Annotated in this window: 9 protein-coding genes and 3 rRNA genes (1 of these 12 only partly in view); 8 read left to right on the top strand and 4 right to left on the bottom strand. The window is 65.2% G+C overall.

The window, feature by feature from the left end; translation table 11 throughout:
* From ACZK1G_RS01885 to rrf (ACZK1G_RS01895), 3 genes are all read left to right on the top strand, one after another.
* Window positions 1–2,223 (top strand): 23S ribosomal RNA (locus ACZK1G_RS01885); it begins 657 nt to the left of the window's first position.
* A 125-nt stretch (window positions 2,224–2,348) separates the two neighbouring features.
* A 5S ribosomal RNA gene (rrf, locus tag ACZK1G_RS01890) occupies window positions 2,349–2,463 on the top strand.
* Window positions 2,464–2,596: 133 nt separating this feature from the next.
* Window positions 2,597–2,711, top strand: a 5S ribosomal RNA gene (gene rrf / locus ACZK1G_RS01895).
* Between the two features lie 284 nt (window positions 2,712–2,995).
* Here rrf (ACZK1G_RS01895) and ACZK1G_RS01900 read toward each other — a convergent pair.
* A complete protein-coding gene (locus ACZK1G_RS01900; protein WP_101764783.1) occupies window positions 2,996–4,705 on the bottom strand; it encodes a M28 family metallopeptidase in 1,710 nt (569 codons plus the stop codon).
* Window positions 4,706–4,791: 86 nt separating this feature from the next.
* Window positions 4,792–5,454, bottom strand: a complete 663-nt coding sequence (locus tag ACZK1G_RS01905) for a DUF4097 family beta strand repeat-containing protein (RefSeq protein WP_197621979.1) — start codon at window positions 5,452–5,454, stop codon at window positions 4,792–4,794.
* Between the two features lie 95 nt (window positions 5,455–5,549).
* On the opposite strand from ACZK1G_RS01905, the gene ACZK1G_RS01910 reads away from it, so the two are divergent.
* Together ACZK1G_RS01910 and ACZK1G_RS01915 are read left to right on the top strand one after the other, a co-directional pair.
* Window positions 5,550–6,851 (top strand): murein hydrolase activator EnvC family protein, encoded by a 1,302-nt coding sequence (locus ACZK1G_RS01910; RefSeq protein ID WP_101764785.1) that lies wholly within the window; start codon window positions 5,550–5,552, stop codon window positions 6,849–6,851.
* Window positions 6,852–6,959: 108 nt separating this feature from the next.
* Window positions 6,960–8,420, top strand: a complete 1,461-nt coding sequence (locus ACZK1G_RS01915; protein WP_101764786.1) for a S41 family peptidase — start codon at window positions 6,960–6,962, stop codon at window positions 8,418–8,420.
* Window positions 8,421–8,503: 83 nt separating this feature from the next.
* On the opposite strand, the gene ACZK1G_RS01920 is transcribed toward ACZK1G_RS01915, so the two are convergent.
* Complete coding sequence (locus ACZK1G_RS01920; RefSeq protein WP_014035716.1) at window positions 8,504–9,196, bottom strand: rhomboid family intramembrane serine protease; 693 nt, start codon at window positions 9,194–9,196, stop codon at window positions 8,504–8,506.
* Between the two features lie 226 nt (window positions 9,197–9,422).
* Here ACZK1G_RS01920 and ACZK1G_RS01925 point away from each other — a divergent pair, with 226 nt between their 5' ends.
* From ACZK1G_RS01925 to ACZK1G_RS01935, 3 genes are all read left to right on the top strand, one after another.
* On the top strand, window positions 9,423–10,850 hold the full coding sequence (locus ACZK1G_RS01925) for an outer membrane protein transport protein (RefSeq protein WP_087921279.1): 1,428 nt from the start codon (window positions 9,423–9,425) through the stop codon (window positions 10,848–10,850).
* 140 nt (window positions 10,851–10,990) lie between these two features.
* Window positions 10,991–11,590 carry a nicotinamide riboside transporter PnuC gene (pnuC, locus tag ACZK1G_RS01930; protein WP_101764787.1) on the top strand — a complete coding sequence of 200 codons (600 nt, stop codon included), beginning with the start codon at window positions 10,991–10,993 and terminating at the stop codon, window positions 11,588–11,590.
* Window positions 11,577–12,650, top strand: a complete 1,074-nt coding sequence (locus ACZK1G_RS01935; protein ID WP_101764788.1) for an AAA family ATPase — start codon at window positions 11,577–11,579, stop codon at window positions 12,648–12,650. Before pnuC ends, ACZK1G_RS01935 begins: the two co-directional genes overlap by 14 nt.
* Window positions 12,651–12,739: 89 nt before the next feature.
* Here the strand turns inward: ACZK1G_RS01935 and putA are convergent, their stop codons facing one another.
* Window positions 12,740–15,958, bottom strand: coding sequence for a bifunctional proline dehydrogenase/L-glutamate gamma-semialdehyde dehydrogenase PutA (gene putA, locus ACZK1G_RS01940; RefSeq protein WP_101764789.1), 3,219 nt, complete (start codon window positions 15,956–15,958; stop codon window positions 12,740–12,742).
* Window positions 15,959–16,181: the final 223 nt, after the last annotated feature.

Raw genomic sequence — 16,181 nt, forward strand, 5'->3', positions numbered from 1 at the left:
GAAACCGGGTGATCTAGTCATGCCCAGGGTGAAGGTGCGGTAACACGCACTGGAGGCCCGAACCCACTCCCGTTGCAAAGGTAGGGGATGAGGTGTGATTAGGAGTGAAAAGCTAATCGAACCCGGAGATAGCTGGTTCTCCTCGAAAGCTATTTAGGTAGCGCCTCATATGTATCCTCTCGGGGGTAGAGCACTGTTATGGCTAGGGGGTCATCGCGACTTACCAAACCATTGCAAACTCCGAATACCGAGACGGACTGTATGGGAGACACACGGCGGGTGCTAACGTCCGTCGTGAAAAGGGAAACAACCCAGACCCACAGCTAAGGTCCCAAATTCACTGCTAAGTGGAAAACCATGTGGAAAGGCACAGACAGCCAGGAGGTTGGCTTAGAAGCAGCCACCCTTTAAAGAAAGCGTAATAGCTCACTGGTCGAGTCGGTCTGCGGGGAAGATTTAACGGGGCTAAGCAGTGAACCGAAGCTTGGGGTGCATAACTTTGTTATGCGCGGTAGAGGAGCGTTCCGTAAGCCGTTGAAGGTGGATTGAGAAGTCTGCTGGAGGTATCGGAAGTGCGAATGCTGACATGAGTAACGATAATGCGGGTGAAAAACCCGCACGCCGAAAGCCCAAGGTTTCCTTGCGCAACGTTAATCGGCGCAGGGTGAGTCGGCCCCTAAGGCGAGGACGAAAGTCGTAGTCGATGGGAAGCAGGTTAATATTCCTGCACCTCGCGTAAGTGCGATGGAGGGACGGAGAAGGTTAGGTGTACCAGGCGTTGGTTGTCCTGGGGAAAGGCGGTAGGTTTGGATCTTTGGCAAATCCGGGATCCTTTAAGACCGAGCACCGAGACGAGCCTTTATGGCGAAGTCACTGATACCACGCTTCCAGGAAAAGCTCCTAAGCTTCAGCTTACGCAGACCGTACCGTAAACCGACACAGGTGGGTAGGATGAGAATTCTCAGGCGCTTGAGAGAACTCGGGTGAAGGAACTAGGCAACATGGCACCGTAACTTCGGGAGAAGGTGCACCCTTTTTGGTGGCTCGTGCGAGCTATAGCTGAAGAGGGTCGCAGTAACCAGGCCGCTGCGACTGTTTATCAAAAACACAGCACTCTGCAAACACGAAAGTGGACGTATAGGGTGTGACGCCTGCCCGGTGCTGGAAGGTTAATTGATGGGGTCAGCCGCAAGGCGAAGCTCTTGATCGAAGCCCCAGTAAACGGCGGCCGTAACTATAACGGTCCTAAGGTAGCGAAATTCCTTGTCGGGTAAGTTCCGACCTGCACGAATGGCGTAACGACAGCGGCGCTGTCTCCACCCGAGACTCAGTGAAATTGAAATCGCTGTGAAGATGCAGCGTTCCCGTGGCAAGACGGAAAGACCCCGTGAACCTTTACTATAGCTTTACACTGAACGTTGAGTTCGTCTGTGTAGGATAGGTGGGAGGCTATGAAACTGTGGCGCTAGCTGCAGCGGAGCCATCCTTGAAATACCACCCTGTCGTGCTTGACGTTCTAACCTGGGCCCATTATCTGGGTCGGGGACCGTGTATGGTGGGTAGTTTGACTGGGGCGGTCTCCTCCTAAAGAGTAACGGAGGAGCTCGAAGGTACGCTCAGCGCGGTCGGACATCGCGCACTGTGTGCAAAGGCATAAGCGTGCTTGACTGCAAGATCGACGGATCAAGCAGGTAGGAAACTAGGACTTAGTGATCCGGTGGTTCTGTATGGAAGGGCCATCGCTCAACGGATAAAAGGTACTCCGGGGATAACAGGCTGATACCGCCCAAGAGTTCATATCGACGGCGGTGTTTGGCACCTCGATGTCGGCTCATCACATCCTGGGGCTGTAGTCGGTCCCAAGGGTATGGCTGTTCGCCATTTAAAGTGGTACGCGAGCTGGGTTCAGAACGTCGTGAGACAGTTCGGTCCCTATCTGCCATGGGCGTTGGAGATTTGAGAGGGGCTGCTCCTAGTACGAGAGGACCGGAGTGGACGAACCTCTGGTGTTCCGGTTGTCACGCCAGTGGCATTGCCGGGTAGCTATGTTCGGAAGCGATAACCGCTGAAAGCATCTAAGCGGGAAGCGCGCCTCAAGATGAGATCTCCCGGGGCACAAGCCCCCTGAAGGAACCATGTAGACTACGTGGTTGATAGGTCAGGTGTGTAAGTACAGCAATGTATTGAGCTAACTGATACTAATGATCCGTGCGGCTTGACCATATAACCTCAAGTTGCCTTGGCTTTACGACAACGTCGTAAGAGCATCCAAGTGCACGCTACGTCACAAGAACTATGCGAGGCTGGCGCCTTGTCCCCCGGGACGAGTGCGACTCTCCAAAAGCCTCCCTGGTGAAATTAGCGCTGTGGAACCACCCGATCCCATCCCGAACTCGGAAGTGAAACGCAGCTGCGCCGATGGTAGTGTGGCTCAAGCCATGCGAGAGTAGGTCATCGCCAGGGTTTACACCCAAAACCCCGCTGCTCACGCAGCGGGGTTTTTCTTATTAAGTGAAGGCACTGCATTTTCCGGGTCCCTTCCGCCCCACGGGCAAGATCGCGAAGCTGGCGCTGCAAGCGCTGCTGCAACCGTCTCCCTGGTGAAATTAGCGCTGTGGAACCACCCGATCCCATCCCGAACTCGGAAGTGAAACGCAGCTGCGCCGATGGTAGTGTGGCTCAAGCCATGCGAGAGTAGGTCATCGCCAGGGTTTACACCCAAAACCCCGCTGCTCATGCAGCGGGGTTTTTCTTTGTGCGCAGGAAATGCGGGTGGTGGCGCCCGCTGGCTGGCGGATGAGTCGATGCACCCGCTGCCGTTTGCCGGCCAGCGGCCGGCACTACCAGTAGATCCACGCCACGCGTGGATGGGGCGCTCGCCGTGTAAAGAGGTGCCAACCAAGATTGGCACCCACCAATGGCAGCGCGCAAAAAAAGCGGCGCCCCGTGGGGCGCCGCTCTGCTCCAAACGATGTTCAGTCGAGCATGGCCCGACTTACTTGGCCGGGGCCTTGTCCTTCATCATCGCGTCGCGGGCCGCCTTGAACGGATTGCCTGCATACCAGTTCGGCCAACGATCGCCACCGGCCAGTTCCTTGCCCACGCCGTACATCAGCTGCAGGTCTTCGACGGTGCCGTCCAGCTTCCAGGTGGCCGCGTCGAACTCGTCCTTCGGGCCGTGGTAACGGTTGGCGCCGTAATCCGCCGCAGCCTTGCGGCCTGCTTCCACGCCACCCTCGCGCAGGTCTTCGCCGCCATCGGCGTACAGGGCCGGCACACCGGCCTTGGCGAAGTTGAAGTGATCGGAGCGGAAGTAGAAGCCGCTCTGCACCGAGGTCTCACCGTGCAGGGTACGGTCCTGGGCGGCGGCCAGCGGCTTGAGGATGTCCTCCAGCTCCGAGCTGCCGAAGCCGGTGACGGTCACGTCCTTGGCACGGCCGGCCACCGACATCGCATCAATGTTGATCACACCGGCGATCTTGTCCAGCGGGAAGGTCGGGTGGGCGACGTAGTACTTCGAACCCAGCAGGCCGGACTCTTCCAGGGTCACCGCCAGGAACACCACCGAACGCTCCGGCTTCGGTTCCTGGTGGGCCATGGCTTCGGCCACCTCGAGGATGCCGGCCACGCCGGTGGCGTTGTCGACTGCGCCGTTGTAGATGTTGTCGCCGGTCTCACCCTCATGCTTGCCCAGGTGGTCCCAGTGCGCCATGTACAGCACGGCTTCGTCAGCGCGCTTGCTGCCCGGCAGCACGCCGACCACGTTGCGCGACTGCTTCTGTGCGATCTGGCTCTTCAGGTCGACCGCAGCGGTGGCCTTCAGCGGCACCGGCTTGAAACCACGCTTGCTGGCGTCCTTGTAGGCCTGGGCGAGGTCCAGGCCGGCACCGGCGAACAGCGCCTTGGCGGCGTCGGCGCTCAGCCAGCCCTGCACCGGGATCCGGGCCTCCGGGTCATCCTTGGCGGGCAGGTCGTACTGCGGGCCGGCCCAGGAATTCTTCACCACGTCCCAACCGTAGGACGCGCCGGCAGTGTCGTGAACGATCAGTGCGGCAGCAGCACCCTTGCGGGCGGCCTCCTCGAACTTGTAGGTCCAGCGGCCGTAATAGGTCATGCGCTTGCCGTCGAACAGCTTCGCGTCATCAACATGGAAGCCCGGATCGTTGACGAACATGACGACCGTCTTGCCCTTCCAGTCCTGGCCGGCGTAATCGTTCCACTTCTGCTCCGGCGCATCGACGCCGTAGCCGACGAACACCAGGTCGCTGGCATCGACCTTCACCTCGGCCTGGCCGGTACGGGTACCGACCACCATGTCGGTGCCGAACTTCAGTTCGGTGGTCTTGCCGCCCTGGGTGATCGTCAGCACGGTCGATTCGTCGGCCGTAGTCTCGGTCATCGGCACGTCCTGGAACCAGCTGTCGCCGTTGCCGGGCTGCAGGCCGATGCGCTGCATCTGGTCGCGGATGTAGTTGACCGTCAGTTCTTCGCCCTTGCTGCCCGGGGCGCGGCCTTCGAACTCATCCGAAGCCAGGGTCTTGACCATCTCGGCGAAGTCTCCGGCGTTGATCTCCGGAGAGAATTGATGGGCGGCCGGCTTCGCGGCAGCGGTATCGGTGGCCGGCGTGGCTGCCGGGGTGTCTTCGCCTTTGCAGGCACTGAGCGCGGCCGCGGCGGCCAGGCACAGGAGGAGTTTGCGGGGCATCGTCGATTCCTGGAGAACAAAGGGCGGTCGCACCTCATGCGCGACCGGTAAACGCGAGTATCACCGAACCGGCAGGTTCGATGGATTCAGTCGGCTGGCGCGGTTTCGGTATCGAACGGGATCGGCTCGGCACCGGTGACCGGGCCGATGCGCGCGGTGCGATGCACGTACAGCACCACCTCGCGCTCGAACTGCAGCGGCCCACTGACCACCGCGTTGGGGCCGATGATCACGCGCGGCTTGCGGCTGGCGGTCAGCGAGACACTGAAGTTCGGCTTGCGCACATGCACGCTGCCGTTGACCTGCGAACCGATGCCGACGGTGATGTCACCGTTGACGGTCTCCACGTCCTTGCCGACGCGGCTTTCAACCAGGCCGATGCCGCCGTTCACGGTCTCGACGCCGCCTTCGATCTGGCTGCCGCGATCGGTGAAGATGCTGCCGTTGACGGTGCTGACGCCGCCGCTGGCGATCACTTCGCGACCCAGGCGGACACCGCCGTTGACCGTTTCGATCTTGCCGGTGCGCGCACGGTCGGCGACCTTCACCCCGCCGTTGACGGTGTCGATGCTGCCGGTCTCGACGCCTTCGCCGACGCGGATGCCGCCGTTGACGGTGTCCAGCTTGCCGTAGCGTTGACCCGGCTCGGCGCTGATGCTGCCGTTGACCTTGCTGATGTTCTCCTGGGCGCAGACCGGCCCGGTGACCAGCAGTACGCCCAACAGCAGCGGAATGGATAGAGTTTTCATGGGGACCTCGATGGATGTGCGGCTGGCAGGCCGCGTGCGGAGATGTCACCATTCCCCGGTACCCCCCGCAACTGCCTGAAGTCACTGGAAAGCCCTTGCGCGACAACGCCTTCCCATCACGCCGACATCACATCGCCGCCGTACGCGGCGGGCGTTGCCTGCTGCTGGGGCTGGTCCTGGCACTGGCCTTGCCGCTGCCCGGCGCCGCGCAGACCACCCGCGAGACCGAGCGCAAGCTGCAGAAACTGCGCACCGAGCTGAAGGGCGTGGCGCAGGAACGACGGCAGATCGAGGGGCAGCGTGGCCAGGCATCCCAGCAGCTGCGCGAGGCCGACGAGAAGGTGGCCCGCAGTGGCCGCGCCCTTGCGCGGACCGAGTCGGCCCTGCGCGAGCAGAACCAGGCGCTGGCCGAAGCCGAACAGCACCGCAGCACGCTGCAGGCCAACCTGGCCCAGCAGCACCGCGAACTGGCCGGGTTGCTGCGCGCGGCCTACCAGTTGGGCAATCATGCACCGTTGAAGCTGCTGCTGTCGCAGGACACGGTGGCTGATGCCAATCGTGCGCTGGCCTACCACCGCTACCTGCAGCGCGAACGTGCGCAGCGCATCACCACGCTCACCGCCGACCTGAAGGAACTGGAAGCGCTGCAGGCGCAGATCGCCGAGCGCAAGCAGAAGCTGCAGGGGGCGCAGCAGGACCAGAAGCAGCAGGCTGCGACGCTGGCGGCCGACCGCCGCGACCGCGCGCAGACCGTGGCCTCGCTGGACGAACGCTTCAAGGACCGGCGCGAGAAGGAACAGGCACTGGGGCAGGATGCCAAGGCGCTGGAAACGCTGCTGGCCAACCTGCGTGCCGCGGCCGCCCGGGCCGAAGCCGAGCGTCGCGCGGCGGCGCGTCGGGCCGCCGCCGAAAAGGCCGCTGCCGAGCGGGCCGCACGCCAGGCCGCCGCACAGGGCCGGCCACCGCCGCCGCCCACCAAGGTTCCGCCTGCGGTGGCATCGGCACCGGCACCGAAGGTCGGTGGCCTGGGCTGGCCGTTGTCCGGCAACCTGCTGGCCCGCTATGGCGGCAAGCTGCCCGATGGCCGTACCAGCAGCGGCGTGCTGATCGGCGCGCCGGCCGGCAGCACCGTCACGGCCGTGGCCGACGGCACCGTGGTGTTCTCCGACTGGATGACCGGCTACGGCATGATCCTGATCGTCGACCACGGCAATGGCTACATGAGCCTGTATGCCCACAACGACACCCTGCTGAAGGATGCCGGCGCACGGGTCAGCCGCGGTGATGCGGTGGCCAAGGTCGGCAATTCCGGTGGCCAGGGTGTCACCGCGCTGTACTTCGAGCTGCGCCGTGGCGGGCAGCCGGTCAACCCGGACAGCTGGCTGCAGCGGCGCTGAATCCAGGCCTGCCGGATGCGGGCCGGATTCAACGGGAATTTAGCTGTGCTTCGCGCATAATCGGTGCATGTGCCTTGGGCACGATGCCAACGTCGACAGGAGTGATCCATGCGCGCAGCCCGTACCGCCACCCTCTTGCTGGCCCTGTTGCCAGCGCTGTCCTGGGCGCAGCAGACCGCGCCCGCCCCGAGCCAGGAAACCAGCGGGCAGGCAGCGAACAGCGAGGAGGCGGTGACCTCGAAGGTGCCGCTGGAGGAAATCCGCCGTTTCGTGGCCGTGTACAACGCGGTGCGCGCCGCCTATGTCGACCCGGTCGATGACAAGAAGCTGATGCAGTCGGCCGTGCGTGGCCTGCTGCTCGATCTCGATCCGCACAGCACCTACTTCAACAAGGAAGACGCGCAGGCCTTCGACGAGCAGGCCAATGGTGCCTACGAGGGCATCGGCGTGGAGCTGCAGCAGCAGCCAGACAACGCCAGCATGAAGGTGATCTCGCCGATCGACGACACCCCGGCGGCCAAGGCCGGCATCCTCGCCGGTGACCTGATCATTGCCATCGACGGCAAGCCGATCAGCGCGATCGACGCCAGCGAGCCGCTGCGCGGCCCGGCCGGCAGCAAGGTGGTGCTGACCATCGTGCGCGAAGGCAAGCCGAAGCCGTTCGACGTGAGCCTGACCCGCCAGACCATCCGCGTGACCAGCGTGCGCAGCCGCCTGCTGGAGCCCGGCTATGGCTATATCCGCCTGAGCACCTTCCAGGCCGATACCGGTTCGGACTTCCAGAAGCACGTGCAGCAGCTGCAGAAGCAGTCCGGTGGCCAGCTCAAGGGCCTGGTGCTGGACCTGCGCAGCAACCCGGGTGGCCTGCTGACCGCCGCCGTGCAGGTGGCCGATGATCTGCTCGACAAGGGCAACATCGTCAGCACCCGCGGTCGCATCAGCATCAGCGATGCCCGTTTCGACGCGACCCCGGGTGATCTGCTGAAGGGCGCACCGGTGGTCGTGCTGACCGATGCCGGTTCGGCCAGCGCATCGGAAGTACTTGCCGGCGCACTGCGCGACAACAAGCGTGCGCGCGTGGTTGGCAGCCGTACCTTCGGCAAGGGCTCGGTGCAGACCGTGCTGCCGCTGGACAACGGTGATTCGGTGAAGCTGACCACCGCGCGCTATTACACGCCCAGCGGCAAGTCGATCCAGGCCACCGGCATCGTGCCGGACGTCGAACTGAAGCCCGTCGCCACGCCGGCCGAGGATGCACTGCCGGCCAGCCTGAGCGACTACAGCGAAGCGACCCTGCCGGGCCATCTGCGCGGCGACGACGAAGGCACCGAGGGCTACCACGCCGGTGCGGTGCTGCCGGGCGATGGCCCGATCAACGACGCGCTGGCCGAGCTGAAGAACCCGGGTTCGGTGGCTGCACGCTTGAAGGCCGAAGCGGCGAAAGCGGATGCGGCCAAGGCCGCGAAGGCCGCTGCGGCGAAGCCCGAAGCCAAGCCGGAGCCGAAGGTCGAACCGAAGGCGGACAGCACGCCGGAAGCCAAGCCCGCTCCGGTCCCGGCCAAGCCCTGATTCTGTAGAGTCGAGCCATGCTCGACTGATCTACGAACGAGCGGGTGAGCGAGGAGCCGGCCAGCGGCCGGCACTACCCAGTGTCAGAACCCGTGGCGCTTGCGCAGCCGGCGCGCGATCGCCGCGCGCACGTACACGCCATACAGCAGGCCGAACAGGAAGCCGCCGATGTGCGCCCACCAAGCCACCATGCCGAAGCTGGGGCCGATATGGGCGAACACCACCTGCAGCGCGGCCCAGACGCCGATGAGCAGGTAGGCCGGGGCGCGCACGAACTCCAGGAACAGGCCGAGCGGGATCACCACGCCCAGCCGCGCGCCCGGGAACAGGGCCAGGTAGGCGCCGATCAGCGCCGACACCGCGCCACTGGCGCCGATGATGATCTGGTCCGGGCTGCCCATGGTGTAGATCGCCACCAGGTTGGACACCGCGCCGCCCACCAGGAACAACAGCAGCAACCGCCAGGGCCCCAGCACCCGCTCGGCGGGCAGGCCGAAGATCAGCAGGAACACCAGGTTGCCCAGCAGGTGCGACCAGTCGGCGTGCAGGAACAGCGCGGTGAAAAGGCGCAGTACGCTGCCGTCCTGCAGGGTCGCCCACCAGTCCAGCGGGTGGGTCAGTCCGGTGGACAGGGCGCCCCAGTCCAGCCAGAGGCTGCCGCGGGCATCGTCCGGGCGCGAGATCGACCATAGGAATGCCAGCCACAATGACGCGAACAGCACGGGCGTGGCCCAGCGCAGGGCCGCCTTCTTGCGCGACGGGAGGGAGACGAACATGGGCATAAGCCTAGCGTGACGACGCCTGCGGCGGGGATTGTCCTGTTCAGCTTTTGAGACGAAAAAAGCGCAGGTGCTGTTATTGTTTCATTAACAGCTCTGGGTAATACTCGCATACGGCGTCGTATGTCGGGAGGGGAATCCGGCGCGCTCCGAAGGGCCCCAGGGCCGGCCGGGCGCAGGCGCACTCAGAGCAACATCACCGCTTACCGGAGAGAGAACTACGATGCAAACCGCTTCCACCATTGCCCGTCTGACCCTGCTGGCCGTCGGCGTTGCCGGTGCGCTGGCCGCCGCCGATGCCAACGCCGCCGCCTTCCAGCTGAAGGAAAACAGCGCCAAGGGCCTCGGCCGTGCGTTCGCCGGCTCCACCTCGACCGAAGGCGACGCCTCGGTCATCGCCACCAACCCGGCCTCCATGCGCCTGCTCGACGGCACCATGCTGCAGGGCGACGTCAGCGCCATCAGCTTCGGCGCCAAGTTCCGTGGCCAGGGCAAGTACGCCAACGGCGCTCCGATTTCCGGCGGCAACGGCGGCGACGCCGGCATGATCGCCCCGGTTCCGGCGGCCTACTTCCACCTGCCGTTCGGCGAGAACGACAACATGCACTTCGGCGCATCGCTGACCGTGCCGTTCGGCTTCAAGACCGAATACGACCGTGACTGGGTCGGCCGCTACAACGGCGTCAAGACCGAGCTGCAGGCGATCGACCTGGGCGTCGCGTTCTCCTACGACATCAACCCGTACCTGTCGTTCGGTGCTTCGGTGTTCGCCGAGCGCCTGAACGTCGACCTGACCAGTGCCGTCGATACCGGCACCGCGATCAACGCCAGCGCCCAGCAGAAGGCCGCCGCTGCCGTTCTGGCCGCCGGTGGCACCGCCGCCCAGGCTGCCGCCGCCTCGCGTCAGGCCGCCGTGGCCATGGCCCAGCAGGGCTTTGCTCCGGGCACCGCCGATGGCTACCTGCGCATCAAGGGTGACGAAGTGTCGATGGGCTACACCCTGGGCATGACCGTCAGCCCGGTGGAAGGCACCAACATCGCCTTCAGCTACCGTTCGCAGGTCAAGCACAAGATCAACGACGGCAAGGCCGACTTCACCATTCCGGGCAATGCCGCGACCTTCCTGGCCGCCGCCGCACCGGGCACCTTCATCGACAGCAAGGGTCGTGCCTCGATCACCCTGCCGGCCAGCGCCACCATCGGCTTCACCCACCGCGTGGACGACCAGTGGAAGATCATGGCCGAAGTCACGCGTACCGCCTGGAGCAAGTTCGACCAGGTTACCGTCGACTATGACTCCAACCAGCCGGACAGCGTGCTGCCGTTCCACTACCGCGACACCACCTTCGCGTCGATCGGTACCGAGTACCGCATGAACGAGAAGCTGACCCTGCGCGGCGGTCTCGCCTACGACCAGACCCCGACCACCGACGCCCACCGCGACGTGCGCGTGCCGGACACCACCCGCAAGTGGCTGTCGCTGGGTCTGACCTACGCGGCTTCGGACAAGATGGAATACAGCGTGGGCTACACCCACCTGTTCACCAAGGATCCGAACGTCACCTCGACCTCGGCCACCGGCAACACCGTGACCGGCAAGTACAAGGTCAGCGGCGACGTGCTGGCAGCTTCGATGCAGTACAAGTTCTGATTCGGGCGATTGCCTGAAGCAGTACGAAGGAGGCCCCGCGCGAGCGGGGCCTTTTTTGTGGGGTGGTCTGTGGGGCATCCACGCATGGCGTGGTTCTGCCGAGTTGTCCACGCAGCGCGCGGATCCACGACAATAGCCCCATGAACCTGTCCGACCCGAGCTTCCAGCTGGAGCTGGCTGCCAACATCGCCGTCGCCGGCTCGATCCTGCTGGCCGGCCGCAACAACGTGCATACCTGGTGGCTGGGCATCGTCGGCTGTGCCTTGTTTGCCGCCGTGTTCGAACGATCGCACCTGTACGCGGACATGGTGCTGCAGTTCTTCTTCATCGCCATCAGTGTGCTGGGCTGGTGGCAGTGGCTGCGCGGCGACCATGGCGCGCCGCTGCCGATCACCTCGTTGCGGCCGCGGGCATGGGCCTGGCTGGCGCCGCTGGCGGTGGTGGCCACCTTCGGCTACGGCTGGATGCTGACCCGACTGACCAATGCCTATGCGCCGTACATCGATTCGGCGGTGCTGGTGCTGAGCGTGATCGCGCAGATCCTGATGATGCGGCGCAAGCTGGAATCGTGGTGGGTGTGGCTGCTGGTGAACACCGTTGCAGTGCCGCTGTACTACAGCCGTGGCCTGCACCTGACCTCGATCCTGTACGTGGGCTTCTGGATCAACGCGCTGGTGGCCCTGCGCCATTGGCGGCACCTGATGCGCAACGAGGCCAGTGCGGCCGATGCCGCTGCCTGAGCGTGCTGCGCGGGGGCTGGTGGTGGGCAAGTTCTGCCCGCTGCACCTCGGCCATGAACGATTGATCGACTTCGCCGCCACGCGCTGCCAGCAGTTGCTGGTGATCGGCTGGTCGCAGCCGGGCTTTGCCGGCTACAGTGCCGAGCGCCGCGAGCGTTGGCTGCGTGCGCGTTTCCCGCAGGCGACGGTGGCGGTGTTGGATGACTCGCGACTGGCGGCATTGTGCACGCAGCACGGTTTGCCCGTGCGCACGCTGCCGCAGGACAGTGATGACGAACAGGTGCAGCGCGACTTCACCGCCTGGCTGTGCCTGAACCTGTTCGGTGGGCCGGTGCAGGCGGTGTACACCGGTGAGGACTATGGAGACGGCTTCGCACAGGCGTTGGCCACGCACTTCGGCACTCCGGTGCGACATGAGCGGCTGGAGCGCGCGCTGGACGTCGGACAGGCCTGCGGCACCCAGCTGCGTGCCGATCCACATGCGCATCGGCACAGCCTTTCCGCCGAGGTGTATCCGGACTACGTGCAGCGCGTGGCGTTCATCGGTGGCGAGTCCAGTGGCAAGACCACGCTGGCGCGCGTGCTGGCCGAGCGCCTGCAGACCGCCTGGGTGCCGGAGTATGGCCGCACCCTGTGGGAGCAGCAGGGCGGAGAACTGACGCCGGACGATCTGCTTCGCATTGCAATGACACAGCCACAGCACGAAGACGAGGCCGCGCGGCGCGCGCATCGCTGGCTGTTCTGCGATACCACGCCGTGGGTAACGCTGGGGTACAGCGGCTGGATGTTCGGCACGGCGCCGGAGCCGCTGCGGCAGGCGGCACGACGACGCTACGACCTGCTGTTCCTGTGCGCGCCGGATATTCCGTTCGACCAGGATGGCACGCGCGTGGGCGAAGCCTTCCGGTCGCAGCAGCATGCGTGGTACCTGGCGCAGCTGCAGGCAGAGGGTGTCGAGTACGTGCTGCTGGAAGGCGATCTGGAGACGCGCATCGCACGCGTGCAGGGCGAGCTGGCGAAGCGGGCGGACAACCGGTTCAGTGTCGCCTCGCCGCTATAGAGCCGAGCCTGTGCTCGGCTCTACAGGAATAAAAAGCACAAAAAACCCCGCTTTCGCGGGGTTTTTCGTTCGCCGCATGACGCAGGCGATCAGTCGCCCAGGGTCAGCAGCGAGGCGTTGCCGCCGGCGGCGGTGGTGTTCACCGTCACCGTCTTTTCGGTGGCAAAGCGCAGCAGGTAGTGCGGGCCGCCGGCCTTCGGGCCGGTGCCGGACAGGCCCTGGCCGCCGAACGGCTGCACGCCGACCACCGCGCCGATCTGGTTGCGGTTGACGTAGACGTTGCCGACGTGGACGCCGTTGCTGATGCGATCAACGGTCTCGTCGATGCGCGAATGCACGCCCAGGGTCAGGCCGTAGCCGGTGGCGTTGATCTGGTCGATCACTGCGTCGAGCTGGTCGCCCTTCCAGCGGATCACGTGCAGCACCGGCCCGAAGATTTCCTTGTGCAGCTGGCCGAGGTCCTTCAGTTCATACGCACGCGGCGCGAAGAAGGTGCCGTTGGCCGCTTCGGCGGACAGCTCGGCGGCGGCGATCAGGCGCGCTTCGCGGTCCATGCGCTCGGCGTGGTCCTGCAGGATCTTCAGCGCGTCGGCGTCGATCACCGGTCCGACGTCGGTGGACAGCTGGCCGGGGTTGCCGACCTTCAGTTCCTTCATCGCGCCGGCCAACATGGTCATCACCTTGTCGGCGATGTCGTCCTGCACGAACAGCACGCGCGCGGCCGAGCAACGCTGGCCGGCGGAGGTGAAGGCCGAACCGATCGCGTCCTTGACCAGCTGTTCCGGCAGCGCCGAGGAGTCGGCGATGAAGGCATTCTGGCCACCGGTCTCGGCGATCAGCACACCGATGGCGGCGTCACGTGCGGCCATCGCGCGGTTGATTGCACGGGCGGTGTCGGTGGAGCCGGTGAAGGCCACGCCGGCCACACGCGGGTCGGCGGTCAGCGCGGCACCGACGGTGGCGCCGTCGCCCGGCAGGTACTGCACGACCTCGGCCGGCACGCCGGCGTCGTGCAGCAGCTTCACCGCGTAGTAGCCGATCAGGTTGGTCTGCTCGGCCGGCTTGGCGATGACGCTGTTGCCGGCGGCCAGTGCAGCAGCGACCTGGCCCAGGAAGATCGCCAGCGGGAAGTTCCACGGGCTGATGCAGACGAACACGCCGCGGCCATGCAGCTGCAGCTCGTTGGACTCACCGGTCGGGCTCGGCAGCTTCTCGGCGTGGCTGAACTGCTCGCGCGCCTGCTTGGCGTAGTAGCGCAGGAAGTCCACGGCTTCGCGCACTTCGGCGATGCTGTCGGGCAGGCTCTTGCCGGCTTCCTTCACGCACAGTGCCATGAACTCCGGCATGCGCGCTTCCAGCTGGTCGGCGGCGTGCTCGAGGATGGCGGCGCGGCTGGCGGCCGGGGTGCGGTTCCAGGCCGGCTGCGCGGCCACGGCATTGGCCAGGGCCTTCTGCACGGTGGCGGCATCGGCGGCCAGCCACTGGCCGACCACTTCGCGGGTGTCGGCCGGATTGATCACCGGCAGCGCGGCGCCGGCCGGGTTGGCACCCGGTACCAGCGGGGCGGCCTGCCACGGCTTCACGGCCGCGTTGAGCTGCTCGGCGAGGGCGCGCAGTTCGTTGTCGTTGGCGAGGTTGGCGCCCATGGAGTTCTTCCTGTCGTGGTTCTGGCTGCGCAGCAGGTCAACCGGCAGCGGGATCTTGGGATGCGGAATCGAAGCGAACGAGGCGACCATCTCGACCGGATCGCGGATCAGGTCGGCGATCGGCACGCGCTCGTCGGTGATGCGGTTGACGAAGCTGGAGTTGGCGCCGTTTTCCAGCAGGCGGCGCACCAGGTACGGCAGCAGGTCTTCATGCGAACCGACCGGCGCGTACACGCGGCAGGGCAGGCCCAGGCGATCGGCCGGCACCACTTCGGCGTACAGGTCGTCGCCCATGCCGTGCAGCTTCTGGTGCTCGTACACGCCACCGTTGGCGATGCTGCGCACGGCGGCGATGGTGTGCGCGTTGTGCGTGGCGAACATCGGATAGATCGCGTCGGCATGGGTGAACAGGCGCTTCGCGCATGCCAGGTAGGACACGTCGGTGTTCTGCTTGCGGGTGAACACCGGGTAGCCCGGATAGCCTTCGATCTGCGCGCGCTTGATCTCGGCATCCCAGTAGGCGCCCTTGACCAGGCGCACCTGCAGGCGGCGACCGGCGCGGCGCGCCATGTCGGCCAGGTGGTCGATCGTGTACGGCGTGCGCTTCTGGTAGGCCTGCACGACCACGCCGAAGCCATCCCAGCCGGCCAGCGAGGCATCGGAGAACACCTGCTCGATGATGTCCAACGACAGTTCCAGGCGGTCGGACTCTTCGGCGTCGACGGTGCAGCCGATGCCGTAGCTCTTGGCCAGCTGCGCCAGTTCCAGCACGCCCGGCACCAGGTCCTTCAACACGCGCGCGCGCTTGGCGTGCTCGTAGCGCGGGTACAGCGCCGACAGCTTGATCGAGATGCCCGGGGCATTGTTGACGTCGCCGTCCGGACGGCCGCCGCGTGCCTTGTGATCGCCGCCGATGGCGTGGATCGCACGACGGTAGTCTTCCAGGTAGCGCAGCGCGTCCTTCATGGTCAGCGCACCTTCGCCGAGCATGTCGAAGGAGTAGCGGTAGTTCGCGTTGTCGCCCTTGTGCGAGCGCGACAGCGCTTCGCTGATGGTGCGGCCCATGACGAACTGGTGGCCCATGATCTTCATCGCCTGGCGCACGGCCAGGCGCACCACCGGCTCACCGACGCGGCCGACCAGGCGCTTGAACGCGCTGGGCGCATCGGCGCGGGTGGCGTCGTTCATCTGCACCAGCTTGCCGGTCAGCATCAGGCCCCAGGTGGAGGCGTTGACCAGCACCGAGTCGCTGCCGCCCAGGTGCTTTTCCCAGTCGGCGTCGGCCAGCTTGTCGCGGATCAGCTTGTCGGCGGTGTCCTGGTCCGGAATGCGCAGCAGCGCTTCGGCCACGCACATCAGCAGCACGCCTTCTTCGCTGCCCAGGTCGTACTGGCGCATGAAGGCTTCGATCGCGCCCTGGTCCTTGGCACGCACGCGCACGCGGCCGACCAGGTCGGCGGCCAGCGCCTGCACCCTGGCCTGCTCTTCGGCCGGCAGGCGGGCCTGCGCCAGCAGCTCGCGGACGTGGCTGGCCTCGTCCTTCAACCAGGCATCGGTGATGGCCTGGCGGAACGGGTTGGGGGGCGCCGGCAGTTCCGGCGACAGCAGCGCGCCGGGACGCAGGGCGTCGCTGGCGGCAGGGGAGGAGGAAGGTGCGTTCATGCCGGTCCGGCCAATGGAAAACTTGGCGATTTTAATCATTTTTGCGGGTTGCGGAAGTGCCCCGCAGCCACCTTCGTGAAGGGCTGATAGCCCCTAACGGTGGTGGATTCAGCGTGTTCAGCAAGCCCGGCAATATTTGTGCTGAATTCGTCATTCGTTCCGCCGACCTCATGCTGTGTTGCAGCATTGGAAAAAGTGTGAATGCACCCTTGCTACCGGCGAG

This window comes from Stenotrophomonas sp. 109824_Sma (genome assembly GCF_056480025.1).